This window comes from Patiriisocius marinus (assembly GCF_008974325.1).
In the GTDB taxonomy this organism is placed as follows: Bacteria; Bacteroidota; Bacteroidia; order Flavobacteriales; family Flavobacteriaceae; genus Patiriisocius; species Patiriisocius marinus.
In genome coordinates, this window is the sequence record NZ_BKCG01000004.1 from 75,706 (window position 1) to 99,293 (window position 23,588).

Genomic DNA, 23,588 nt, shown 5'->3' on the forward strand with positions numbered 1-23,588 from the left:
AAATATTAGCAAGCTAAGATAAATACTCTCAAACAAATTAAATTTATTTTTAAGCGTTTTTTCATTATTTCATAATTTAGTGTAACAAATTTATCCCAACATTATCTTTATTTTAAAACCTAAACCAAATGAAAACCTTCTTTATACTTACAGCATTAGCATTAACTATTGTCTCTTGCCAAAACAATCAAACAACTAAAAAAGTAGTAAGTAATAATATTTCAGAAGAAAACGAGAAGATACAAATTAAAAATGCTTCAGATTTTTTTCCAACAGAAAAAACTAAAGTCCTTGTTGTAGGAACTTTTCATATGAATTATCCTGGACTTGACGATCACAAAACAACTGACAGCGATAAAATAGATGTTTTAAAAGAACCTAAAAAATCTGAGTTAACTGAATTAGTAGAGTATATCAAGAAATTTAAACCCACTAAAATTGCCGTTGAAGCTGGAACTGATAGAAATATTACTGAGCAACTTCAACAATATAAGGCAGGTACATTAAAAGTGAGCAGAAACGAAACTCAGCAGATAGGTATTCGTATAGCAGCTGAACTTCATCTAGATAGTCTTTACGCAGTAGATGACAATCCATTAAGCGAAGAATGGTACAAAAAAGACTCTATCTCGCTCAATAAAATGATAGGAAATATAGACTGGGAGTTGACAGATAAATTTGATAGCTTATATGCTAAGTGGTATAATTATAATGATAAATCAACTGTTAATACAAAGCTACTTAAACATTTTAAATATATAAATAGTGAGGAATCACACCAATATGGATATGGACATTATTTGACAAATTGGTTCAAAACTGAAGGAAAAGGCGGAGCAGATTTCTTGTCAATCTGGTGGTATAACCGAAACTTAAGAATCTTCAGAAATATTCAAGACATTACAAATAACCCCGAAGAAAGGATTATGGTACTCATGGGGAATGGCCATGCAGCTGTTTTAAGACAATTATTTGAAGCATCACCAGAGTATGAATTTATTGAATTTGATAGCTTATAACAAATAGGTGATAATTTATGTATTTTCGTTTGACAATATTTAAAATATGCTTCAATTAAAACCTTCTTGCGAGAATTGTAAAAAAATGCTTCCTCCTGAAAGCAATGAAGCTTTTATATGCTCATATGAGTGTACTTTTTGTAAAACTTGTGTCACTGAAATTTTAAATAACGTTTGTCCTAATTGTAGTGGCGGTTTTCAAAAAAGACCAATTCGACCTTTAAAAGAATTAGTTAAGAATCCAGCTAGCAAAGCCATTATTTATAAACCTATAAAAGAAAGCTTTAATCAATTAAAAAAAGAAGTTGGATCGATTCCTCCTCGATTAAGGTAAATGGTTCATATTAATCCTTTATAAACAAACGAGAAACAAATTTATACAAAAGGTTGTTTTTAGAAATATCTCTACCCTCTAGCCTAGCTACTAAAATTTTATGCCTTACGGTATAAATAAAAGCAGCTATTGCAAAACCAATTACAATAATTGACAAATAAAAAAGTAATGTTAATTCTATCTTCATAATTATGCTGCAATATAAAACTCTAAAGCACAAAAATTAACACTGAAAATCCTTAATTATCTGAGACCATTAGTGTTTTCGACAAGTTCACAACTTTATAGGTTGAGGAAAATTCCTACAAATTGAATTTGATTTTTTAATTAATGATATTTTAAATTTAATAGTATTAGTTCATTTATCATAGTAAATAATATTGCATTAAGAATTTTTATAATATTGAAAAAGTTTATCATTGTATATGAAATCGAGGAAATACGTTTTAGCAATTATTATCATTGCTCAATTTTTCTGTACCTCATTATGGTTTGCTGGTAATGCTATTCTTGACCAATTAACTGAACAACTAACTTTAGCTAACAATGCACTAGCTAATAGTACCATTGCTGTGCAATTAGGTTTCATAGTTGGTACATTTATTTTCGCACTACTTACACTCGCAGATCGTTATCCTCCTTCAAGAATATTCTTTTATTGTTCAATACTTGGTGCAGTTTGTAATTTTGGACTATTATGGCCTGAAAACACAATTAGTAGTATTCTAATAATACGATTTTTAACTGGTTTTTTTCTGGCAGGAATTTATCCTATTGGAATGAAAATAGCAGCAGACTATTATGAAAAAGGTTTAGGTAAATCTTTAAGTTTACTAGTAGGCGCACTAGTTTTAGGTACAGCGTTACCACATATTATCAATTCGATTCCATCTTTTTCGTCAACACATTTAGTAATTATTGCTACCTCATCACTTGCACTTATTGGCGGAACAATTATGGTTTTGTTTGTTCCTAGAGGACCTTATAGTATTTCCCAGAAACAATTTAAATTTGGTGCGTTAAAAACTATTTTCTTAGACAGAAATTTCAATAGAGCTGCTTTGGGTTATTTTGGACATATGTGGGAATTGTATACTTTTTGGACCTATGTCCCTATTTTAATTACATACTACGCCACTACAAATCAAGCTGCTAATTTTAATATTTCATTAACCTCTTTTTCAATTATTGCTATCGGAAGTTTGGGGTGCATTATCGGAGGTACATTGTCAACAAAGTTTGAAAGCAAAAAAATTGCAATTATAGCATTGAGTATATCAGGGTTTTGTTGTTTGATATCTCCTTTTATATTTCAGCAATCCCCTTTGGTTTTTATTGTTTTCTTAATGATTTGGGGAATGAGTGTAATTGCAGATTCTCCTTTATTTTCGAGTCTCGTAGCTAATAATACAACACCACAACTTAAAGGAACTGCATTAACTATTGTTAATTGTATTGGATTCTCAATCACAATAATTAGCATACAAATGGTATCTTATTTATCCGAAATTTTCAGCATCCAATACCTATTAATTTCATTAGCGATTGGGCCTTTGATAGGACTTTTAGCTATGCGAAAATTTAGGTAATTAACTTATTTTAAGACCATTTTCTACTTCAAGTCCAGGGTGTAATAAAGTTACGTCTTTACCTTCAACCGCTCCAAGAATTAAACATTCGCTCATAAACGGTCCTATTTGCTTCTTTGGAAAGTTGACAACAGCAATAATTTGTCGTCCAATTAATTCCTCTTTATTATAAAGCGTTGTTATTTGAGCAGAAGTTTTTCTAATTCCTAATACAACACCAAAGTCAATTTTCAATTTATATGAAGGATTTCGTGCTTCAGGAAAATCTAATACTTCAAGGATAGTCCCTACACGCATATCAACTTTTTGAAAATCATTCCAATTCAATTCCATAACCTATTTTTATAACTAAGATAGCCTTTTTATGACGTATATTGTACCTTAGCATTTCATAAAAATAGATCTATGTCACTTACTCCATCTACCATGTTACCCCTAGGAACTATTGCCCCAGCATTTACACTTATTGACACTGTTACAAAAAACAGTATTAGCTTAAAAGATGTTCGCGGTAAAAAAGGTACTGTAGTTATGTTTATATGTAATCATTGCCCTTTTGTAAAACATGTAAACCAAGAATTAGTAAGAATGTGTAATGATTACAGAGTAACAGGTTTTGGCTTTGTAGCTATTAGTAGTAATGATATTGTTAATTACCCACAAGACGCCCCCGAATTGATGTGGAAGAATGCTCGAGATGAGGGCTATCCTTTCCCTTATCTTTATGATGAAACTCAATCTGTAGCAAAAGCCTACCATGCAGCTTGTACTCCAGATTTTTATCTATTTGATGACGAACTCAAATTAGTGTATAGAGGACAATTAGATAATTCTAGACCTGGAAATGGGATCCCAGTAAATGGAAGAGATTTACGTGAAGCAATGGACGCAATATTAAGTAACAACCCTCAACATACAGATCAAAAACCAAGTATGGGCTGCAATATTAAATGGAAATCTTAATTTATGAACAACAGTCACATCAAAAAAATACTATAAAAAAAACGCTCTTGTAAACAAGAGCGTTTTTTTTATAATAATATAATGACAGAAAGTTTTTAACTTTTAATGTCCATTAATTCAACATCAAATACTAAAGTAGCATTAGGAGGAATTACTCCACCGGCACCTTGAGCACCGTATCCTAAATGACTAGGAATTACAAAACGAGCTTTATCTCCTTTATTTAGCATCATAATACCTTCATCCCATCCTGCGATAACATGTCCCATTCCTACTGGAAATTCAATTGGGTTTCCTCTCTTGTAAGAAGAATCAAAAACAGTCCCGTCAGGTAGCATCCCTTTATAATGTACAGCTACAGTGTTACCAGATTCAGGTTTAGCACCGTCACCTTTTTGGATAAGCTTGTGGTATAAACCGCTATCAGTTTTATCAAATCCTGCAATTAAATCTGCCATAGCCTCTTCTTGTGCTTTAGCAGCTGCAGCTTCTCTTTCAGCTTTTGCTCCATTAAAACTTCTAAAAGTTTCAACTGCATTAAAGTTTTCAGCATCTGTACCTACACGGATGATTTCTACTTTCTGCATTGTATCACCTTGGGCAATACTATCTACAATATCCTGTCCTTCAACAACGTGTCCAAAAACAGTGTGCTTATTATCCAACCAATCTGTAGGTACATGTGTAATAAAAAACTGACTACCATTTGAAGCTGGTCCCGAGTTTGCCATAGAAAAGATTCCTGGACGATCGTGCTTTAATTCTGGATGAAACTCATCATCAAACTTATAACCTGGGTCACCAGTTCCTGTTCCTTGTGGACATCCACCTTGTACCATAAAATCTGGAATTACACGGTGAAAAATTAATCCATCATAGTAAGGAGTTCCTTGAGGTTTTACTTTGTTCTCTAAGTTACCTTCAGCTAGTGCTACAAAATTAGCAACTGTACCTGGAGTTCTTTTGTACGTTAGTTGTCCTAAAATTTCACCTTTTTCTGTAGTGATTTTAGCGTATATTCCTTCTTGCATTTTTCAGTTTTAAAATTGAAATGCAAAGGTACTAAATTATGATTTTAGAATAGTTAATAAATTAGTTCCCTAATTCACTTATAAACTTAAGTCGATATAATCGAAGTTCCTCAGTATCATAGTCTCCATCAAATTCTTCCATTGCTTCATCTATACCATCACTTTCTGCTTCTAGAAAGTATTCATGAATTTCTTCTTGTTGGTCTTCATCAAGCATTTCGTCTACCCAATAAGATATATTAAGTTTTGTGCCGCTGTATACAATAGCTTCCATCTCCTTAATAAGATCTTTCATCTCAAGGTTTTTAGAATCTGCTATATCAGTTAGAGGTAATTTACGATCAATATTTTGTATAATATACAATTTGTTAGCACTGTTGCTACCTGTAGATTTTACAACAAAATCATCTGGTCGTTCTATATCGTTTTCATCAACATAACGTTGAATCAAAGCGATAAAAGTTTTACCGTATTTTTTAGCTTTTCCTTCTCCTACTCCATGAACATTAGAGAGTTCTTCAATAGTAATAGGATACTTTAAAGCCATATCTTCAATAGAAGGCTCTTGAAAAATTACGTATGGAGGTAAATTTAATTTATCTGCCGTTTTCTTTAGTTCGGCTTTTAATAATTTAAATAGTTTTTCGTCTGCAACGACCCCTCCTTTTTGAGGTGCTATAATATTATCGTCATTTGCAGCTTTGTAGGAGTGATCTTCCGTCATCATAAAAGATGTTGGGTTTTTCAAATATTCCCTTCCTCTCTTAGTAAGCTTGATAACACCATAGGTTTCAATATCTTTTTTCAAGAAACCAGCTACTAAAAGTTGGCGTAAAAGTGCCATCCAATAGTTGTCTTCATGATTTGCACCAATTCCAAAAAACGGTTGCTGATCTGTACGGTGAGATTTGATCATTGCGTTTGCTTTACCTACAACTACATTGACAACCTCTTTACTTTTATATTGCTCGTTAGTTTCATTAACTACTTTTAGTAGCTTTTCAGCCTGAGTTTGAGCCTCTTCTTGTTTTTTCGGATAACGCATATTGTCATCCATGTCACCACCTTCGCCAGTTTTGTTATCAAACTCTTCACCAAAATAATGTAATATGTACTTTCTTCGAGACATTGAAGTTTCGGCGAAAGCCACCACATCTTGTAGAAGTGCGTGTCCTATTTCTTGTTCAGCAACAGGTTTTCCACCCATAAACTTCTCTAGTTTCTCTATATCCTTGTAACTGTAGTATGCTAAACAGTGCCCCTCTCCTCCATCTCGTCCTGCTCTACCCGTTTCTTGATAATAGCTCTCAATACTTTTTGGAATATCATTATGAACAACAAACCTTACATCTGGCTTATCTATTCCCATACCAAAGGCTATTGTAGCAACCACAACATCTGCATCTTCCATTAAAAACATATCTTGATGTTTTACTCTGGTTTTAGCATCAAGTCCTGCGTGATAAGGAACTGCATTTATTCCGTTAACTTGTAAAATTTGCGCTAGCTCCTCTACTCGTTTTCTACTAAGGCAGTAAATAATACCACTTTTGCCTTCAAATTCTTTTACAAAACGTGTGATATCACTATCTACATTTTTTGTTTTGGGACGTATTTCATAATAAAGATTAGGACGATTAAATGATGCTTTAAAAGTATTAGCATCATTCATACCTAAGTTTTTAAGTATATCCTCCTGAACTTTTGGTGTTGCAGTTGCGGTAAGACCTATAACAGGTATATTATCACCTATTCGCTTTATAATTGCACGTAAGTTTCGATATTCAGGTCTAAAATCGTGTCCCCATTCACTTATACAGTGCGCTTCATCAATAGCCACGAAGGAAATTGTTTCAGACTGAAGAAAATCTACATATTCTTCTTTTGTTAACGATTCTGGAGCAACATATAAAAGTTTTGTTACTCCATTGGAGATATCTTCTTTTACTTGTTTTACTTCAGTTTTATTAAGGGAAGAGTTTAGTACATGTGCAATTCCTGTTTCTGAGGATAATGCACGTAATGCATCAACTTGATTTTTCATCAAGGCAATTAGCGGAGAAACTACAATGGCGGTTCCTTCTTGCATCAACGCGGGGAGTTGGTAACAAAGAGACTTTCCACCACCGGTGGGCATTATAACAAATGTATTTTCTTTAGCTAAAATGCTTTTTATGACTTGTTCTTGCAATCCTTTGAATTTAGAAAATCCAAAAAAATGTTTCAGCGCAGCGTATAATTCTGTATCGCTCACAGTTTAGGTTGTTTTTTATTATTATTTATTTGTTAGCAGCTTAATATTGCTTCAACAATTGTAATTTTGCGTATTAAATTTTCTACTGAAACTTTAAAGGCCTGTATTTGTTATGCATCCCTTTTAAGTTATTTATAAAAGTATTAAATATACTAAAATAAAACTCAGTAACAAATTATCTAAAATAACGTTCGTGGATATATCAAAAAAAATAATCGCAGTCGCAAAACAAACCATTAAAACTGAAAGTCAAGCAATTGAAGCGTTAATACCTTTAGTTGATAATGAATTTGCTAATGCAGTTCAGTCTATATATAACAGTAATGGACGCGTAATTATTACTGGAATAGGTAAAAGTGCAAATATTGCAACAAAAATAGTAGCAACATTAAACTCTACAGGAACTCCAGCAATTTTCATGCATGCTGCAGATGCTATTCACGGAGACTTAGGTACAGTTCAAGATAATGATAGCGTTATTTGTATTTCTAAAAGCGGAAATACTCCAGAAATTAAAGTTTTAGTTCCATTGATTAAAGCAATTGGAAATACCTTAATAGCAATCACCTCAAATAAAGAAAGTTTTTTAGGTACGCAAGCAGATTATGTTTTAAACGCTCACGTTTCTCATGAAGCTTGTCCTAACAACCTTGCCCCTACGTCAAGTACAACAGCACAACTAGTTATTGGTGATGCACTTGCAATGAGCCTTTTAGATCTTCGTGGATTTTCAAGCGAAGATTTCGCTAAATTCCATCCAGGAGGTTCTCTAGGGAAACAACTATATTTAAGGGTTAGCAACCTAACAGAAACTAACGAAAAACCTCAAGTTTCACCAGATACAGACATTAAAGATGTAATTATAGAAATCTCTAAAAAGATGTTAGGAGTAACTGCCGTTGTTGAACATGACAAAATTGTTGGGATTATTACTGATGGCGATTTAAGGCGAATGATGTCTACAACAGATACATTTAAAGGCCTTGTAGCTAAAGATATTATGTCTAAAAACCCTAAAATGATTGACAACGACGCTATGGCAGTAGCCGCTATGGAACTGATGGAAACTAATGGTATTACCCAAATACTTGCACATAGTAATGGAATTTATGCTGGTGTGGTTCATATCCATAACTTAACCAAGGAAGGGATTATATAGAAACTTATTATAGAATAATATAATGACAAAAAAAATAGGGACAGCACCCAAAGTAGAAAAAGAGATGTCTTTTTTAGACCATCTTGAAGAGTTGCGTTGGCATTTAATTAGATCTACCATTGCAGTTGTTATTATTGCATTCGTTGCTTTTCTAGCAAAGAGTTTCATATTTGATGTGTTACTGTTTGGACCTAAAAACCCAGATTTCCCTACATATAAGTTATTATGCAAACTGTCTAACTTGATAGGCCTTGAAGAAAACTTCTGCTTTAAAGAAGAAGCTTTCAGAATACAAAGTAGAACGATGGCAGGACAATTTTCTGCACACATATGGACATCAATTACTGTTGGTATTGTTGTCGCTTTCCCATATATTTTGTTTGAATTTTGGCGTTTTATTAGCCCTGGACTGCACGTAAACGAACGACGAAATAGTCGAGGTTTTATTATAATCGCCTCCCTACTATTTTTCACAGGAGTACTATTTGGTTATTACGTTGTAACACCTTTATCCATTAACTTTTTAGGAACCTATCAAGTAAGTGAACAGGTATTTAATGACTTTGATTTAAGTAGTTATACGGGACTTGTAAGAGCATCTGTTTTAGCTAGCGGACTCATTTTCGAACTTCCTATTATTATTTATTTCTTAACTAAAATAGGTGTTGTTACTCCTGAGTTCCTCAAAAAATATCGAAAATTCGCTTTGGTTATCGTACTAATTCTTTCGGCTATAATCACGCCACCAGATATTGCTAGTCAAGTAATTGTAGCAGTTCCAGTATTAATTTTATACGAGATAAGCATTGTAATTTCAGGAAGAGTACTCAAAAAAGAACGTAAAAGATTAAAAGCTGAAAAAGCTGCAAGGAACTAAAATTTCAGATAGTAAATTGAGATTAGCACTGTTTTGATTAAATATGAGCTAATTTTCACTTCGGAAATTTTAATGGTACTTTTAACGTTATAATATTGAAACTAGATTAATTTAAAATGATTTCCGCTCTGTGGAAACTGTAGATGAAACTAAAAGCCGAAAATTTAATAAAGCAATATAAAGGTCGTAAAGTGGTAAAAGGTATTACCGTTGAAGTGAACCAAGGAGAAATTGTAGGATTACTAGGACCAAATGGTGCTGGAAAAACAACTTCTTTTTATATGATTGTTGGACTTATTAAACCAAACGGTGGAACCATTTATCTAGAAGGAAAAGATATCACTACCTACCCTATGTATAAACGTGCACAGCACGGAATTGGGTATTTAGCACAAGAAGCATCTGTTTTTAGAAAACTGAGTATTGAGGACAATATTTTAAGTGTTTTACAGCTTACTAAACTTTCTAAAAAAGAGCAGCTAATGAAAATGGAATCTCTTATTGAAGAATTTGGTTTGGGCCATATTCGTAAATCAAGAGGTGATTTATTAAGCGGTGGAGAACGTAGACGTACCGAAATTGCCAGAGCATTAGCTACTGACCCACATTTTATATTACTTGACGAACCTTTTGCAGGGGTTGACCCTGTTGCGGTTGAAGACATTCAACGTATTGTTGCGCAGTTGAAAAATAAAAACATTGGTATTCTTATTACAGATCATAACGTACAAGAAACGCTAGCAATTACAGACCGCACTTATTTAATGTTTGAAGGTAGTATCCTTAAACACGGTAAACCCGAAGAGCTAGCAGCAGACGAGATGGTTCGTAAAGTCTATTTAGGTCAAAACTTTGAGTTACGTAAAAAGAAATTAGATTTCGACTCTTAATTAGTAACGGTAAAATACGTTTCAGATGAAATAGGTGTACCATTTCTAGTAAACCCTTCTAAGGCTATTTTATAGATTCCATCAACATCTGAAGTATAAAACTCTACCTTTTCCTCAACAGATTTTAATTCCATATTTGGTTGCCAAAGCAATTGCAGGCGATAATCTGGTATTCTATTTAACGTTTCAGAAGTAACATCATCATAACTTTGTTGAAAGTATTGTTTCTGAGTATTGGGAAGAAATAATTCATTTTCTTTGCAAAACGAGTGACCATTACTAGGTTTGTAATCCTTATTTTTAGTGGTTACTAGAATTACCCCTTGGTAATCCGTTTTACCAAAAACATAACCGTTTCTAACAAATTTAATTTTATCGACTTTTAAAGCATCAAAAGCTAAAAAGGCAGCATGATCTGGAATAAAAACACCATCAATAAAAAGCATCGCTAAATCATCGGTTGGTTTTGCAAACTTTCGTTCCACCACTTTAACCACCTTAGCTCCATCATTGCCTTTTGCCGTATAAACTATTTTCATGATTTCAGTAAATACCTCTGTCATTGTTGGAAAACGTTTAAAATGATCTAAATTATAGGTAACCCCTTTTTCATAACGCACAAAGGAATTTGATGGCGCTACAGCTATCAATGTATCTGGCTTTACACTATAATACCCGTTCTCAATTTGGTTATACACACTTCGATTTATAATTGAATTTTCTAACGAAGAAGCTATTTCAAAATCATCAAAATCCAATGAAGAATAATCGACAGCCTCATTTTCATGTACATAAATACTATACAAATAGTTTTGTTTATCAAGCACTTGCAAAATGGCTGAGGTGCCTGGAAAATCTGGATCTATTGTAAAACTAAATGTCCCATCAAGTTTCGTTGTAGCTACAGAAAAATAAAAATCATCTCCAGGAATTGAAATAGCCACATCTATATTTGAGGCAGGAATTTTTGTAGATGTATTTAAAATGTTACCTTTTAAAAAATACCCCTCCCTCTCAGGAGCTAACATGGCATTAGGTGTTAACAAGCCATTTTTTCTGAAATTTTCCTTATTTATTATTTGTGCCTTTGGCGTTTCAAAAGTAGGAATCTCATCTACTTTTCTCACAGATATCGAATAAGAACCATAGCCCAATTCTGCTATATTATTGACTAATAAAGCAGCCACTTTTTCACGTTTCCCGAACGTATTTTTATCTAGTTTAACATCAATCTTAGCGTATGTTTTATGCTCTTTATTTGAATTTTGAAAATGTAATTTTGTATTAAGCGTATACTTTAACGGTGTGCTTTTAGTAGTTTTTAATTTCTCACTTAAATATGGGTTTATCACTTGAACATCTGCTATAAAAACATCAGCTACTCCCGTATTTTGCATCCACTGTGTATAAGCTACAACTTTGTAATTACCTGAAGGCAGTGTTGTAGGGATAAAAAAATCACTAAAACCCTTACCATCTTCTAAACGCACTCGGTGCTTAAAAACGGTCTCTTTTGAAGCTCCTATTAACTCAACATATGCAATAGTACTTAAGCTACTTAGCTTATTCTTTTCTTTATCTAGACAGTATAATTTATAGTTTAAATATTCTCCTGGAAAAAATAATGTTGCATTTAAGTGAGCATACATTACTTCTTGCGAATAATCATACACAACAGGCTTTTGTGCTTTTGCTGAAAACAAAGCCACAGTAACAAAAATAAAGAGGATATATTTTTTCATTTTTTTTTAATTTTATTCAATCCAGAAATCTGGAATTATATTTGTTCCTAAAGCAGTACAATCACCACAGGCTCTGGGTACCAAATAATACGGCCCAGGATCAACAAAAACAGGATCACCATTATATTCTTTAAAAAATATAAGTTCACCATTATTGATAATATTAATTAAACCACTACAAATTTCTCTTTGTGAATCAACCTTTATTGGTGGAGCAGATATAAAGCAATCTTCAATATATGGAGGCAAAGGGGTTGGAGGATAAAAATCGGTATAATTGAAAAATACTCTTTGAGAATCTACCGATGCCACTTCAAAATAACCAATCACTTTTTCACTAACATTTGTATCGCTCTTAATATTTCCGACTAAAAAACCGGTCTGAACTTGTGAAAAAGCACTTCCTTCTGCAGTAAAACGATTCAGGTTTTCTAAGTATTCATAGCCTTCACTTGAGAGTACAAATTGTTTTAATAGCATACTATACCTATGCGACATTTTGTAATTTTTATTGGATAAAAAATGGGCCATATGTCCTTCCACTCTATCTTCTGTTAAAGTTGCTGTAGTCGCTAGATTAAACTGGTTTGAAACTTCTGTACGATAACATACTTTTAGATCCTCAGATCTTGGCACTAGTCCTACATCACAATTAGGATAAACATCTGAAACCACAATAGCATCCTCATCAACCCACATTGGAGCAATTACTTTAAATGTCTCTATAAATTCATACTTATAAAACTTAGCGGTATTCGTTGGGTCAAAACTATCTACTAAAAAAGCAACTCCATCTACATTATCATCGTTCACAATTCTATCTACTCTTATGTTATCAATTTGGGTTTCGGTAGTTAGGCTTTGATTTGTTGAGCTATACGATCTATTGTTTTTAGTAATAACAAGTAACTGGTAGTCCACATTTGGTTCTGCTTTAAATGCTGAAATACTCAGATAAATTCCTGGCTCTGTTTCTTCAAAAAGAATATCACCATCATTACTCAATACTTTCACCATTGCATCTGTTTCAAAACTAGGTTCCTCGCCAAAGGCATAGGTACGAGTTAGTCGCACTTCCTGACGTTGAAATTCATTTGTTATAGTTGCATCGATTACTAATACATCTTCAAATGTTTGATTTTCAAATTCAATATCACTTGTGCAAGACAGCAATGACATAAAACTAAAAAACAACGCGCAAAAAGGTTTAATAAATGACACTACTTGCTTAAATATATTTTCAACTCTCATAATAGTATTTATTTTTAGAGGAACTGTGAATTTTTTTAAAATTTCAGATTATAACTTATAGAAGGTACCGGCACTGTAAATATTGATGTTTGTTTTGCTTTAATTTCGCCACCTTCATTTACAAAAAACACGGAATACGGATTGTTTCTTCCTAAAACATTATACACTGAGATTGTCCAAAAACTGTGGGCTAACTTATTCTTTTTATGGTTCCCTTCTACATTAAAGCCTAAATCTAACCTGTAATAATCCGGAATCCTGAATTCATTTCTATCACTAAATGTAACAGCCTCCACATCATTAATAATGAAGCTTCCCGTTGCAACGGTTACTGGTCTTCCCGTTTGATACACAAAGTTACTTGAGAAACTAAAACGCTCTGTTAATTTAAAGTTTCCAACAAAACTAAAGTCGTGAGGTCTATCGTAATTTGAGGAAAAGTATTCCCCATTATTAACGCGCTCTTCAGCAAAGTCACTGTCTAATTTTAGTAACGATCTTGCATAAGTGTACCCAATCCATCCATTAAATTTTCCGTAGGTTTTTTTTAATAGAAATTCAACCCCATACGCCTTTCCGTCTCCTTGCAAAACCTCTTGCTCTAAGGCTTCATTTAGCAAAAGCTGTGCACCTACTTTATAATCTAAAATATCATTGGACTTTTTGTAGTATCCCTCTAAGCTCACCTCGTACATATTTTCATTTAAGTTTTTAAACAAGCCCAATGAGTATTGTACAGCGCGTTGTGGCTTTATGTTAGCGTCAGATAGTTTCCAAGTATCAATAGGCGATGCTGTTGTATTTGAGGATAATCTATGAATGTATTGAGCCGAAGTATTTACTCCACCTTTTACAGAAAAGCTAGGTGTGAATAAATATCGTCCTGCTATTCTAAACTCAGGATTCCCATATGTTTTAATCGATTCTCCACTGCCATAAGTACGGGTTTCAATAAATGAATCATCACTTTTAGGAATACCATCTTCGTATATATTTTGTGATGCTTCTCCCACTGCCGAAAAGAATGAATAACGCAAGCCAGCTTCTATTTGTAAGTCCTTAGTTACTTTAAAAATATCTGACAAAAATAAAGCTCCTTCTAAAGCCTGCTCATCTGCAATAGTTCTTGATTCAACTTGAGAGTTGGTGCCTAAAGGCCTAATAAAACCTGGACTTATGTCATAACGTTTTAGCTCTAAACCATACTTAAATAAATGCTTAGTATTAAACTTTTTATTGAAAATCAATTTTAGTGCAGTTTCATTTAATGTATAGCCCAATTCAAAATTTCTATTTGTTTGCCCATCAAATTCGATATCAAACTTATACTGGCTATTGGTCAATAATACCGAAGCTGTATTTTCATCATTAAATATGTGTCTCCATTTAATTGAAGCCATTCGGTTACTGTATCCAAAAAGCGAATCGGATGTAATACTGAACTTATCTTTACTGTAATAAGCCGTTACTTTTAGATTGTTTTTATCATTGATTTTATGGTTGTACTTAGCAATGACATCATAAAATGAAGCGCTACTTTTTTCTAGTTCTTCGTTATCTAAATTTTGTAAAATAAGATCAGAATACGTTGTACGACCTCCAATTAGCAAACCAGATTTCTCTTTTACAATAGGCACTTCTACAACAGCATTACTGGTAACTAAACCTATGGAGGCTTCCCCTTTAATTTTATCCACTGAAGCATCTTTAGTAAGTATATCAAAAACCGAAGATAACCTTCCTCCATATTCAGCAGGAACATGTCCTTTATAAATAGTGACTTCTTCTGTAGAAAATGGATTGATTGCTGAGAAAATTCCGAAGAAATGAGCAGGATTATAGATAACCCCATCATCAAGTAATATTAAGTTTTGATCCGTTTTCCCACCACGAACATTAAACCCATTTGCACCTTCACCAGCCGTTGCAATTCCTGGCAAACTCGCAGCCACTTTAAATATATCGCGCTCCCCAAGTACTAAGGGAACATTTTTAGACTTTTCAACATCAATTTTAGTAACTCCGGCCGGAGCATCCTTTACCGCCTTATTCACATTACCCCTAAGCAATACTTCATCCAAGCCCTCTAGAGCTTCAATTAAATCTACATTGAGTGTTCCATTGTTATAAATAATTACTCTTTTAGAAATATCCTGAAATTCTAATGACTGAAATTTTACGAGATTGTGCCCCTTTGCTAATTTTATTGAGAACGAACCATCTTCTTTTGAAACGGTACCAGACCTTCTCCCTTCAATAGTTATTGCAACATTTGCTGCTGGGTATCCATTTTTAGCATTTGCTAATTTACCTTGGAGTATAAACGCATTTTGCTTTACATTTTCTTTTTCTTTCCCAATTCGCACTGTCTGTATTTCACTTATAGTTTGAGCTGTATTTTTATTATAAAAAATCGGATCTTCACTTTCTTCTTTAGGAGCTAGAGTGATCGTATTAGTTACAATTTCAGGTTCAAAAAAAGTGTTTGGCAATTCATCATAAATGCGGTTGTATTTAGTGAGTATTACCTTACCATCTTGCGTAATGTAATAGTTGAGCAATGTGTTGTTGAAAACCTCATCTAATAATTCTGGGAAACTTAAATTATCATAAGTACCTGTCACTTTATATTCCTGCAACCAAGTTTCAATAAAGTAAAATTGATAATCCGTTTGGTTTTCAATTTTAATAATCGCGTCATATAATGATGTTTCATTAAAATTAAATGATACGCGCTTATTTATATCTTGAGCTTTTACAACCAAGGAACCTAAAACGAACAATACAAGTAAAAATTTTTTCATAAACAATTGATACTAGAGTTAATCTAATCACTTTATTATTTCTATAAATGTACATTAAATAGTCACCCTCATAAAAGCCTAATAAACTCGTATTTATAAATTACGAGTTGCTATTACACATTAAAAAACAAAACAAAAGCTTATTAAATAGCCTATTACAATACAACTTAATGACAAACACCAACATAATCAACAACTAGAAAATCCCCTCGAGAATAGTAATTCTAGAGGGGATTTTTACTGTTTATTTTAAAGCTAGTCTATTTCAAAGACTCCATATCAATAACAAATCTATATTTGACATCATTACTTTTAACACGACTAAAAGCTTCATTAATCTCATCCATTTTTATCATTTCAATATCGCAAGTAATGTCATGCTCACCACAGAAATCTAACATCTCTTGTGTTTCTTTAATACCACCTATCAATGATCCTGCTATACGCTTTCTACCCATAATTAAGTTTCCACCGTGCATTGGCTCTAATGGTTCAATTGCTCCCACCATTACCATAGTTGCATCGACTTTTAATAATTGTAGGTAAGGGTTTACATCGTGACCAACAGGAATAGTATTTAACAAAAAATCAAAACTACCCGCATGTTTTTTCATCGCATCGTCCTCCTTTGAAATTAGTACAGCATCAGCGCCAAGTCTTTTAGCATCTTCTTTTTTAGATTCAGAAGTAGTAATCATAACAGTCTCTGCACCCATTGCGTGAGAAAACTTGATCCCCATGTGTCCTAAACCTCCTAAACCTATAACTCCTACTTTATCACCTTTTTTAATACCCCAATGATTCAATGGAGAAAACGTTGTAATTCCAGCACACAATAATGGAGCTGCAGCTGCAGGATCTAAATTTTCAGGTACACTTAAAACAAACTCTTTATCCACCACAACTTTTTGTGAATAACCTCCAAAAGTGTGTCCGCCTAAATGTTTATCTTCACTATTATAAGTCATAGTAGCACCGTTTTCACAAAACTGCTCTAAGTCTTTTTTACACGTATCGCAAGTTTGGCACGAATCAACCATACAACCCACTCCCACTAAATCACCTTCTTTAAATTTAGAAACATTTTTTCCAACTTTAGAAACACGCCCCACAATTTCGTGCCCTGGAACTACGGGATATCTACTCCCACCCCAATCATTCTGAACTTGATGAATATCACTATGACAAACTCCACAGAACAAGATATCAATAGCTACATCATTTTCAGTTACTTCTCGTCTTTCAATTGTTTTTGGTTCTAAATCTGCACTTTGCTGAGGTGCTGCATATGCTTTTACTTCGCTCATAATTTTATTTCCGTCTAAACCGGATATTTTTATAAATGTTAATCTTTGTTTCATATAAAGGTACAGCCAAGGCAGCCCAATCAACAAACATTTACATATACATTAACACAAGCTGTTAGTGTTTTGTGAATACTACTTCGGAAATTTTACGAATTTAAAATTTCAGCTTTTAAAAAAGTTAATAGTCAAGTTCTTAATTGAAGTAATATTATTTCCGAAGAAACAATGAAGAAAAAAGCTTGTAACATTAAAGCTTTACGGTAATTTCTGGATTGTATTTTTTAAGCAATTCTACAAATGCTTTTTGATCTTTAGGTGACACTAATTCACTATTAAAGCTTCCGTAGAAAATTTCTAAACGTTTAAACGAAGGTGCAGGAGCAGACATTAAACTACTTGATCTCTCGATACGTTTAATAGAATTTATAGCGATATTTTTTTTATAAAACGGCTTAACTACAAGTGTTAAATGCTCCCTATCAACTAAATAATAAGTATTTAAAAATGAATATATTATATATTTCAACAACAATACCATTCCTATTAAATAGACTTTCCGTAATGTAGTTAATTTTTGAAAATCGATTCCTTGAAAACATAAAAATCCTATAAAAACAACTAACGCAACAAGCATTAAGTAGTTTACTTTAGACTTAAACTTCTTCATAATTATGATTTCGGTTTAACCACTAATGAAATACTAATGTAAAGTAATAGTATTATTGGGATGGCGATAAACTTAAGTAGTGCGATTAGCGCTATTGCTACTATTAAAAAAATATACTTTATAGCATTCTCTTTAAATCCCCACGTTTTAAATTTAAAAGCGAATAACGGAATTTCAGCATTTAGCAACACACAACTTAGCAATGTAATACCAATTAAAAACCAATGATTTAAAATTACATCTTCAATTGATGTTATATTCTGAAATGTTAAAATAAGCGGAAAACTTAAAATAAGTAAGGTATTTGCTGGCGTTGGCAATCCTATAAAACTAGATGTCTGTCGTGTGTCTACATTAAACTTAGCTAATCTATATGCAGATGCTACTGTTATTAACAACCCAATAAATGGCAGATATCCCACAATTGAGTTATTCCAGCCAAGATCTGAAGTTACATTAGCAATATCCATTGTGTGACCTGTAAACGATTCGCTTAATAACTGGAGCATTACTATTCCAGGTACAACCCCACTTGTAACAACATCAGCAAGGCTATCTAATTCTAACCCTACTTGGCTTTGAGCATTTAAAGCACGAGCTGCAAAACCGTCAAAGAAATCAAAGAATATACCAGTAAAAGCGAAAAAAGATGCTGCTACTAAATCTCCCGATACTGCAAAAATGATAGCCACACACCCACATAATAAGTTAAGAGAGGTGATTAAATTTGGAATCTGCTTTATCATAAAATACGTTATTAAGTAAAATGTATTGCTTTGTGTAAAAATAGTAAAGTATTTTCGTCTAAGGCAGTATCCGTACAATATGTGATTAAAATTGCAGTTTAATAATAATATATTTGCCAAAAATAAAGACTTGAAAAAGAATTTTTTATTCCTAATTTTCCTACTATCTCTAACAACGATAACGGTTTCTGCGCAAACAGTTCGTAAATACTCTAACGAGTTTATGAACATTGGGGTTGACGCAGCTTCGTTTGGTATGTCAAATAGTGTAGTAGCATCCACAAACGATGTTAACTCGGGCTATTGGAATCCTGCAGGATTAGTAAATCTTGAAACTCAGGAACTTTCACTTATGCACGCCTCTTATTTTGCAAATATTGCAAACTATGATTATGCTGCTTTTGCAATGCCATTAGATGATAATAGTGCTGTTGGCTTAAGTATTATTCGTTTTGGTGTAGATGATATTTTAAATACTACACAATTAATCGATTCGCAAGGAAATATCAATTACGACAATATTAGCTTATTCTCTACTGCAGATTATGGCTTCACTTTTAGTTATGCTAAACGCTTGCCTCTAGACGGTCTAAACGTGGGTGTAAATGCAAAAGTGATTAGACGTATTATTGGTGATTTTGCTTCTTCTTGGGGATTTGGTTTAGATGCAGGAATTCAATTTAAAAGGAATAATTGGAATTTCGGATTAATGGCTCGCGATATAACAACAACGTATAACTCGTGGTCAATAGACGAGGAAAAGTTTGCTGAAATTCAAGGAGCAGTTGAAGGACAAAACCAAGACCTTCCAGAAACAACTGAAATCACTATCCCTAAATTACAATTGGGAGTTTCTCGTGAGTTCATTTATCATTACGACTATTCCTTTTTAGCTGAAATAGATCTAAACGTTCGCTTTGCTGAAACAAATGATTTGTTTTCATCTTCAGGATTGAGTTTTACTCCTTCTGCAGGATTTCAATTTGGTTATATTGATATGATTTATCTTAGAGGAGGTATCGGAAATTTTCAAACCATCACACAACTTGACGGAGAAGACAGTACAGGATTTCAGCCCAACATAGGACTAGGATTTAAATACAAAGGAATCCAAATTGATTATGCATTAACAGATATTGGCGACCAAAGTGCGGCATTATACAGCAATGTCTTTTCCCTAAAACTAGATTTGAGTATCTTTAAAAACTAAATTTAAATAGTTTTCTTACTTTTAAATTTAGCTAGTAGTTTTAATCATTTTCAATAGTTCTTCTTGTGTATAAAAGAATATTCCTCTTAATATTTATTCTGAAATTTTCAATAGGTTTTTCACAGTTTCAATTATCTGAAAATGCTGAAATAAGTATTGTTAGTATTGGACCTGGTAAGGAACTGTATGATAGTTTTGGTCATAGTGCCTTTAGAGTAACTGATCCTAGAAACAATAGAGATTTGATATTCAACTACGGTACTTTTGATTTTGAAACGCCAAATTTCATTTTAAAATTTGCTAGAGGCAAACTGCCTTATGCTCTTTCCGTTAGAGATTATCAAGGTTTTCTAAATGCCTACATTAGAGAAAATCGCACTTTTGTAGAACAAGAACTTGATTTAACATATGGCGAAAAAACAACACTCTTCAACTTTCTGTTAAAGAATGCGCAACCTGAAAACAAAGAATATCAGTATGATTTTTTCTACGACAATTGTGCAACAAAAATTAGAGATGTTTTAAAAGAAGCTTTAGGAAATGATCTAACCTACAAGAATGGTTATGCACCTGAGCAATTTACATTTAGACAACTTATCCAGCAACGACTAGACCTTAATTCTTGGGGAAGTCTGGGTATTGATATTGCTCTAGGAGCCGTAATTGATAGAACTGCTACACAGTGGGAACATCAATATTTACCAGAATATGTGCACGACGCAGCTACTTTTGCTATTTTAAACAATGACGGAATTGAACGTCCCTTAGTTAAAAAAGAGACTGTAGTTTTTCAGTCTACTGGCAGTAACAAAACAAAACCATTCTTTCTCTTTACTCCTTTAGCAGTATTTGGGGTTATTGGTTTGTTAATCATAGGGGTTACTTACAGAGATTTTAAAAGAAATAAAAGAACAAGGTGGCTTGACGGTGTATTATTTTTTACAACTGGCTTTGTAGGTGTTTTGCTATTATTACTTTGGGTAGCTACAGATCATACTGCTACAGCTAATAATTACAACATGCTTTGGGCGTTCCCACTCAACTTACTTTTCTTCCCATTAATAAGTAAAACTCAACCTAAAAAGTGGCTTTATAGATATGTGTTTTTCTTAATCCTGATGTTGGCTTTATTAACTTTTCACTGGATAACAGGTGTTCAAGTTTTTGCCATTGGTTTTATACCACTTATTATTGCGCTAGCAATTAGATGGATTTATTTGGCTAGAAGCTTAAAAAAAGAAAATTAATTTTATTGACCTCTAAAGAATATAATGGTACTTAATGTTTTAATTACAATGCTAATATCGAGAAAAAGACTTCGATGTTTAATATAGTACAAATCGTATTGTAGTTTCTCTAAAGCATCTTCTTGAGTAGTACCATACTTTGCGTTAACTTGAGCCCAACCAGTAACTCCTGGCTTTACAATGTGCCTCACCTCGTAGAAAGGGATTTTATCGGAAAGTTGTTTTACAAAAATTGGACGTTCTGGACGTGGCCCTATAACACTCATTTCGCCTTTAACGACATTGATAAACTGAGGAATTTCATCAAAACGCGATTTTCTTAAAAAACGACCAAATTTTGTTACTCTAGTATCACCAACACTAGCAAATTGAGCACCATTTTTTTCTGCATCAGTAACCATCGAACGCAGTTTGAAAATTTTAAATGACTTTCCATTCCTACCTACTCGCTCCTGTGTATAAAACAATGGCCCTCTATTTCCAATTAAATTCCCAACAAGTAATATTGGTAGTATCAAAATACCAAATGACAAACCTAAAAAAGAAAATAAAAAATCTAACACTCTATGAGAAAAGAGGTATAATTTATTGTGATTACTGCGGCTAAAGGGAAAATATCTATAAAAATCCTTATCTACATGTTGCACCGGAACTCGGTGTGTAATTTCCTCGTATACCTGTGTAAACTCTCTTATTGAAACACCATCTTCTAATAAATGAATTAACTTATTATATAAACCAACAGTTATACCATCAGACTGTGGCGTTGCAATAACTACTTCTGAAATTGCCATTTCAAGTATTTCGCGTTCAGCAATAATAGGGTTTAAACGAGTTACCCCTTCTCTAACCGACTCACCTGTTTCGTTAGCTTTAGTACTTATAAAACCTACAACTTTATAATTAGGATCTGATATTTCTAATGAATTAATAATTCGGTTTACATCCTCTTCATTTGCAATTAACAAAACGCGTTTAAAGAATCTAGGTGCTGAAATAAGCACGATATATAAATACCTCCATAGAAGTAACGCTAAGTTAATAGCGATATAGAAATACACAATTTGAAGTCGATTATCTGGAAGTACTGGGGTAAAAAAGGGTGTTAAAAGATAGAACAACACCGTTAATGAAGATGTGAGAATAACATTTTGAACCACAACTTCAAACTTGCTTGCTTTCTGTAAATTATAAAGTTCAAATATGGTTCCAAATATAGTTAGGTATGAAGCCAATACAATAGACCATACCCAAAATTCTGAGTTGATTTTAAAGTAATCAAAATTAAATATTTGACCTAAAAAGTACAGCACACCTAAAACCGAAATAATATCCAAAACACGCAATAAAACTTTACGTTCAGAAATGTCAAAATGGATACTAGATTTTTTATTCATGCTAGGGAGTTAGTCGAGCTAAAAATAACAAAATCAAATTTGTTCGACTATTTAAATAATTCTTATTCCTGTAAGTATTTACTTTAAAATTTCAAACCATTTATGCTTAATTATTTGCCAATCAAATTCTTCAACGCTATTACGAGCTGATTTTGAAATCTCTTTAGCAAAAGTTGGATTATCAACTAACTTTACAATAGCATCTACAAATGCAGTAACATTATTAGGTGCTACGGTTATACCATTTTTCCCATTAGCAACAATATATGGGATTCCCCCTACATTAGTAGTAACAACGGGGAGTCCTAAGGCCATTGCTTCTATAACACTTACGGGAGTATTATCGAAATTAGTGGTATTTATAAAAATATCGTGAGTTACAGATAATTCAATCCATTGTTTTTTAGACAATAAACCGGTAAAATTTACCGGTAAATTATTAGCACTCGCATATTCTTTACAGTTAGCTAAACTTCCATCTTTCTCAGGTCCTACCATCGTAAGCGAAACATCTATATTCCGTGATTTTAAAACCTCAACTAACTTTAAAGCTAACATTGGATTGTAAATTTCAGAAAATGACCGTACCCATAATAATTTAGTGGAAATCTTCTCTCTTTCCAAAAATGGGTAATCATTAATTTTTATTGAATTCGGAATATAATTAGAAACATCATATCCTCTTTTTTCAAACTCATCAATTAAATATTTTGATGGTGCTACTAAAGCTTTAGCATTTGTAAAGTATTGTCTACATAATGTAGGACTATTATCAAGTCTCGCAGGAAGATTTCCGCCGTGAAGTATTGCTATATAAGGAATTTTATATTGCCTACTTAATTTTCCAAGTGTGGTAGCGTAATAAAAGTTTTGAGTACTATACGTATCAATTATCAAAACATCAATTTGTATTTTGTATTTATAGAATGTTTGAATCATATCTATAAAACGTATCAACTTATTTTTCTTAGAAGAAGCTGTATAAACCTTAAACCCCTCATTGACTAAGTTTTCTGATAGAGTTTCTATTACGGTTGTAGTAAAACCTTTACCAGAAAGTTTATTCCCAATGTAAAGAATGCTTTTTTTATTTTTTTGCAA

Annotated in this window: 21 protein-coding genes; 9 read left to right on the forward strand and 12 right to left on the reverse strand. The window is 32.9% G+C overall.

The features are described from left to right. The first annotated feature begins 128 nt into the window (after positions 1 to 128). Both GBH57_RS08795 and GBH57_RS08800 read left to right on the forward strand, forming a co-directional pair. Complete coding sequence (locus tag GBH57_RS08795; RefSeq protein WP_235904678.1) at positions 129 to 1,019, forward strand: DUF5694 domain-containing protein; 891 nt, start codon at positions 129 to 131, stop codon at positions 1,017 to 1,019. Positions 1,020 to 1,065: 46 nt separating this feature from the next. Continuing rightward, positions 1,066 to 1,353 carry a DUF1272 domain-containing protein gene (locus GBH57_RS08800; protein ID WP_151674123.1) on the forward strand — a complete coding sequence of 96 codons (288 nt, stop codon included), beginning with the start codon at positions 1,066 to 1,068 and terminating at the stop codon, positions 1,351 to 1,353. 10 nt (positions 1,354 to 1,363) lie between these two features. Here the strand turns inward: GBH57_RS08800 and GBH57_RS16015 are convergent, their stop codons facing one another. Beyond that, a complete protein-coding gene (locus GBH57_RS16015) occupies positions 1,364 to 1,540 on the reverse strand; it encodes a hypothetical protein (protein WP_161596084.1) in 177 nt (58 codons plus the stop codon). Between the two features lie 238 nt (positions 1,541 to 1,778). Between GBH57_RS16015 and GBH57_RS08805 the strand changes: the two genes are divergently transcribed. Beyond that, positions 1,779 to 2,942 carry an MFS transporter gene (locus GBH57_RS08805; RefSeq protein ID WP_151674124.1) on the forward strand — a complete coding sequence of 388 codons (1,164 nt, stop codon included), beginning with the start codon at positions 1,779 to 1,781 and terminating at the stop codon, positions 2,940 to 2,942. Here GBH57_RS08805 and GBH57_RS08810 read toward each other — a convergent pair whose 3' ends face one another. Next, complete coding sequence (locus GBH57_RS08810; protein WP_151674125.1) at positions 2,943 to 3,275, reverse strand: tRNA-binding protein; 333 nt, start codon at positions 3,273 to 3,275, stop codon at positions 2,943 to 2,945. A 72-nt stretch (positions 3,276 to 3,347) separates the two neighbouring features. Between GBH57_RS08810 and GBH57_RS08815 the strand changes: the two genes are divergently transcribed. Continuing rightward, on the forward strand, positions 3,348 to 3,905 hold the full coding sequence (locus GBH57_RS08815; RefSeq protein WP_151674126.1) for a thioredoxin family protein: 558 nt from the start codon (positions 3,348 to 3,350) through the stop codon (positions 3,903 to 3,905). 95 nt (positions 3,906 to 4,000) lie between these two features. On the opposite strand, the gene GBH57_RS08820 is transcribed toward GBH57_RS08815, so the two are convergent. Both GBH57_RS08820 and recQ read right to left on the reverse strand, forming a co-directional pair. Continuing rightward, the gene (locus tag GBH57_RS08820) at positions 4,001 to 4,936 is read right to left on the reverse strand and encodes a peptidylprolyl isomerase (protein WP_151674127.1); all 936 of its coding nucleotides are present in this window, start codon (positions 4,934 to 4,936) and stop codon (positions 4,001 to 4,003) included. Between the two features lie 61 nt (positions 4,937 to 4,997). Beyond that, a complete protein-coding gene (gene recQ / locus GBH57_RS08825; RefSeq protein WP_151674128.1) occupies positions 4,998 to 7,190 on the reverse strand; it encodes a DNA helicase RecQ in 2,193 nt (730 codons plus the stop codon). 193 nt (positions 7,191 to 7,383) lie between these two features. Between recQ and GBH57_RS08830 the strand changes: the two genes are divergently transcribed. The 3 genes from GBH57_RS08830 to lptB all read left to right on the forward strand — a co-directional run bounded on the left by GBH57_RS08830 (position 7,384) and on the right by lptB (position 10,116). After that, positions 7,384 to 8,349, forward strand: a complete 966-nt coding sequence (locus GBH57_RS08830; RefSeq protein ID WP_151674129.1) for a KpsF/GutQ family sugar-phosphate isomerase — start codon at positions 7,384 to 7,386, stop codon at positions 8,347 to 8,349. Positions 8,350 to 8,371: 22 nt separating this feature from the next. Continuing rightward, positions 8,372 to 9,226: a twin-arginine translocase subunit TatC gene (tatC, locus tag GBH57_RS08835; RefSeq protein ID WP_151674130.1), complete on the forward strand. Its 855-nt coding sequence runs from the start codon at positions 8,372 to 8,374 to the stop codon at positions 9,224 to 9,226. A 143-nt stretch (positions 9,227 to 9,369) separates the two neighbouring features. Further along, positions 9,370 to 10,116 (forward strand): LPS export ABC transporter ATP-binding protein, encoded by a 747-nt coding sequence (lptB, locus tag GBH57_RS08840; protein ID WP_151674131.1) that lies wholly within the window; start codon positions 9,370 to 9,372, stop codon positions 10,114 to 10,116. Here the strand turns inward: lptB and GBH57_RS08845 are convergent. The 6 genes from GBH57_RS08845 to GBH57_RS08870 all read right to left on the reverse strand — a co-directional run bounded on the left by GBH57_RS08845 (position 10,113) and on the right by GBH57_RS08870 (position 18,633). Continuing rightward, positions 10,113 to 11,858 carry a hypothetical protein gene (locus GBH57_RS08845; RefSeq protein WP_151674132.1) on the reverse strand — a complete coding sequence of 582 codons (1,746 nt, stop codon included), beginning with the start codon at positions 11,856 to 11,858 and terminating at the stop codon, positions 10,113 to 10,115. The genes lptB and GBH57_RS08845 overlap by 4 nt on opposite strands. Before the next feature lie 12 nt (positions 11,859 to 11,870). Beyond that, complete coding sequence (locus tag GBH57_RS08850) at positions 11,871 to 13,109, reverse strand: DUF4249 domain-containing protein (RefSeq protein WP_151674133.1); 1,239 nt, start codon at positions 13,107 to 13,109, stop codon at positions 11,871 to 11,873. Between the two features lie 35 nt (positions 13,110 to 13,144). Then, on the reverse strand, positions 13,145 to 15,913 hold the full coding sequence (locus GBH57_RS08855; protein ID WP_151674134.1) for a TonB-dependent receptor: 2,769 nt from the start codon (positions 15,911 to 15,913) through the stop codon (positions 13,145 to 13,147). A gap of 260 nt (positions 15,914 to 16,173) precedes the next feature. Continuing rightward, positions 16,174 to 17,220 carry an NAD(P)-dependent alcohol dehydrogenase gene (locus tag GBH57_RS08860; protein ID WP_151674135.1) on the reverse strand — a complete coding sequence of 349 codons (1,047 nt, stop codon included), beginning with the start codon at positions 17,218 to 17,220 and terminating at the stop codon, positions 16,174 to 16,176. A 247-nt stretch (positions 17,221 to 17,467) separates the two neighbouring features. After that, complete coding sequence (locus tag GBH57_RS08865) at positions 17,468 to 17,887, reverse strand: PH domain-containing protein (RefSeq protein ID WP_151674136.1); 420 nt, start codon at positions 17,885 to 17,887, stop codon at positions 17,468 to 17,470. A gap of 2 nt (positions 17,888 to 17,889) precedes the next feature. Continuing rightward, entirely contained in the window at positions 17,890 to 18,633 is a 744-nt protein-coding gene (locus GBH57_RS08870; protein WP_151674137.1) for a CDP-alcohol phosphatidyltransferase family protein, read from the reverse strand. Positions 18,634 to 18,763: 130 nt separating this feature from the next. Between GBH57_RS08870 and GBH57_RS08875 the strand changes: the two genes are divergently transcribed. Continuing rightward, complete coding sequence (locus GBH57_RS08875; protein WP_235904679.1) at positions 18,764 to 19,843, forward strand: putative type IX sorting system protein PorV2; 1,080 nt, start codon at positions 18,764 to 18,766, stop codon at positions 19,841 to 19,843. A 65-nt stretch (positions 19,844 to 19,908) separates the two neighbouring features. Then, entirely contained in the window at positions 19,909 to 21,090 is a 1,182-nt protein-coding gene (locus GBH57_RS08880; RefSeq protein ID WP_162851988.1) for a lipoprotein N-acyltransferase Lnb domain-containing protein, read from the forward strand. 2 nt (positions 21,091 to 21,092) lie between these two features. Here GBH57_RS08880 and GBH57_RS08885 read toward each other — a convergent pair whose 3' ends face one another. Then, complete coding sequence (locus tag GBH57_RS08885) at positions 21,093 to 22,487, reverse strand: sugar transferase (protein ID WP_151674138.1); 1,395 nt, start codon at positions 22,485 to 22,487, stop codon at positions 21,093 to 21,095. 78 nt (positions 22,488 to 22,565) lie between these two features. Continuing rightward, a complete protein-coding gene (locus GBH57_RS08890; protein WP_151674139.1) occupies positions 22,566 to 23,588 on the reverse strand; it encodes a glycosyltransferase family 4 protein in 1,023 nt (340 codons plus the stop codon).

What these genes read in the sequence shown, in the direction of transcription:
- GBH57_RS08795 (WP_235904678.1), top strand. Translation starts at nt 129, where the DNA reads ATGAAAACCTTCTTTATACTTACAGCATTAGCATTAACTATTGTCTCT.
- tatC (WP_151674130.1), top strand. Translation starts at nt 8,372, where the DNA reads ATGACAAAAAAAATAGGGACAGCACCCAAAGTAGAAAAAGAGATGTCT.
- GBH57_RS08815 (WP_151674126.1), top strand. Translation starts at nt 3,348, where the DNA reads ATGTCACTTACTCCATCTACCATGTTACCCCTAGGAACTATTGCCCCA.
- lptB (WP_151674131.1), top strand. Translation starts at nt 9,370, where the DNA reads ATGAAACTAAAAGCCGAAAATTTAATAAAGCAATATAAAGGTCGTAAA.
- GBH57_RS08845 (WP_151674132.1), bottom strand. Translation starts at nt 11,858, where the DNA reads ATGAAAAAATATATCCTCTTTATTTTTGTTACTGTGGCTTTGTTTTCA.
- GBH57_RS08800 (WP_151674123.1), top strand. Translation starts at nt 1,066, where the DNA reads ATGCTTCAATTAAAACCTTCTTGCGAGAATTGTAAAAAAATGCTTCCT.
- GBH57_RS08865 (WP_151674136.1), bottom strand. Translation starts at nt 17,887, where the DNA reads ATGAAGAAGTTTAAGTCTAAAGTAAACTACTTAATGCTTGTTGCGTTA.
- GBH57_RS08810 (WP_151674125.1), bottom strand. Translation starts at nt 3,275, where the DNA reads ATGGAATTGAATTGGAATGATTTTCAAAAAGTTGATATGCGTGTAGGG.
- GBH57_RS08855 (WP_151674134.1), bottom strand. Translation starts at nt 15,913, where the DNA reads ATGAAAAAATTTTTACTTGTATTGTTCGTTTTAGGTTCCTTGGTTGTA.
- GBH57_RS08860 (WP_151674135.1), bottom strand. Translation starts at nt 17,220, where the DNA reads ATGAGCGAAGTAAAAGCATATGCAGCACCTCAGCAAAGTGCAGATTTA.
- GBH57_RS08850 (WP_151674133.1), bottom strand. Translation starts at nt 13,109, where the DNA reads ATGAGAGTTGAAAATATATTTAAGCAAGTAGTGTCATTTATTAAACCT.
- GBH57_RS08805 (WP_151674124.1), top strand. Translation starts at nt 1,779, where the DNA reads ATGAAATCGAGGAAATACGTTTTAGCAATTATTATCATTGCTCAATTT.
- GBH57_RS16015 (WP_161596084.1), bottom strand. Translation starts at nt 1,540, where the DNA reads ATGAAGATAGAATTAACATTACTTTTTTATTTGTCAATTATTGTAATT.
- GBH57_RS08820 (WP_151674127.1), bottom strand. Translation starts at nt 4,936, where the DNA reads ATGCAAGAAGGAATATACGCTAAAATCACTACAGAAAAAGGTGAAATT.
- GBH57_RS08885 (WP_151674138.1), bottom strand. Translation starts at nt 22,487, where the DNA reads ATGAATAAAAAATCTAGTATCCATTTTGACATTTCTGAACGTAAAGTT.
- GBH57_RS08870 (WP_151674137.1), bottom strand. Translation starts at nt 18,633, where the DNA reads ATGATAAAGCAGATTCCAAATTTAATCACCTCTCTTAACTTATTATGT.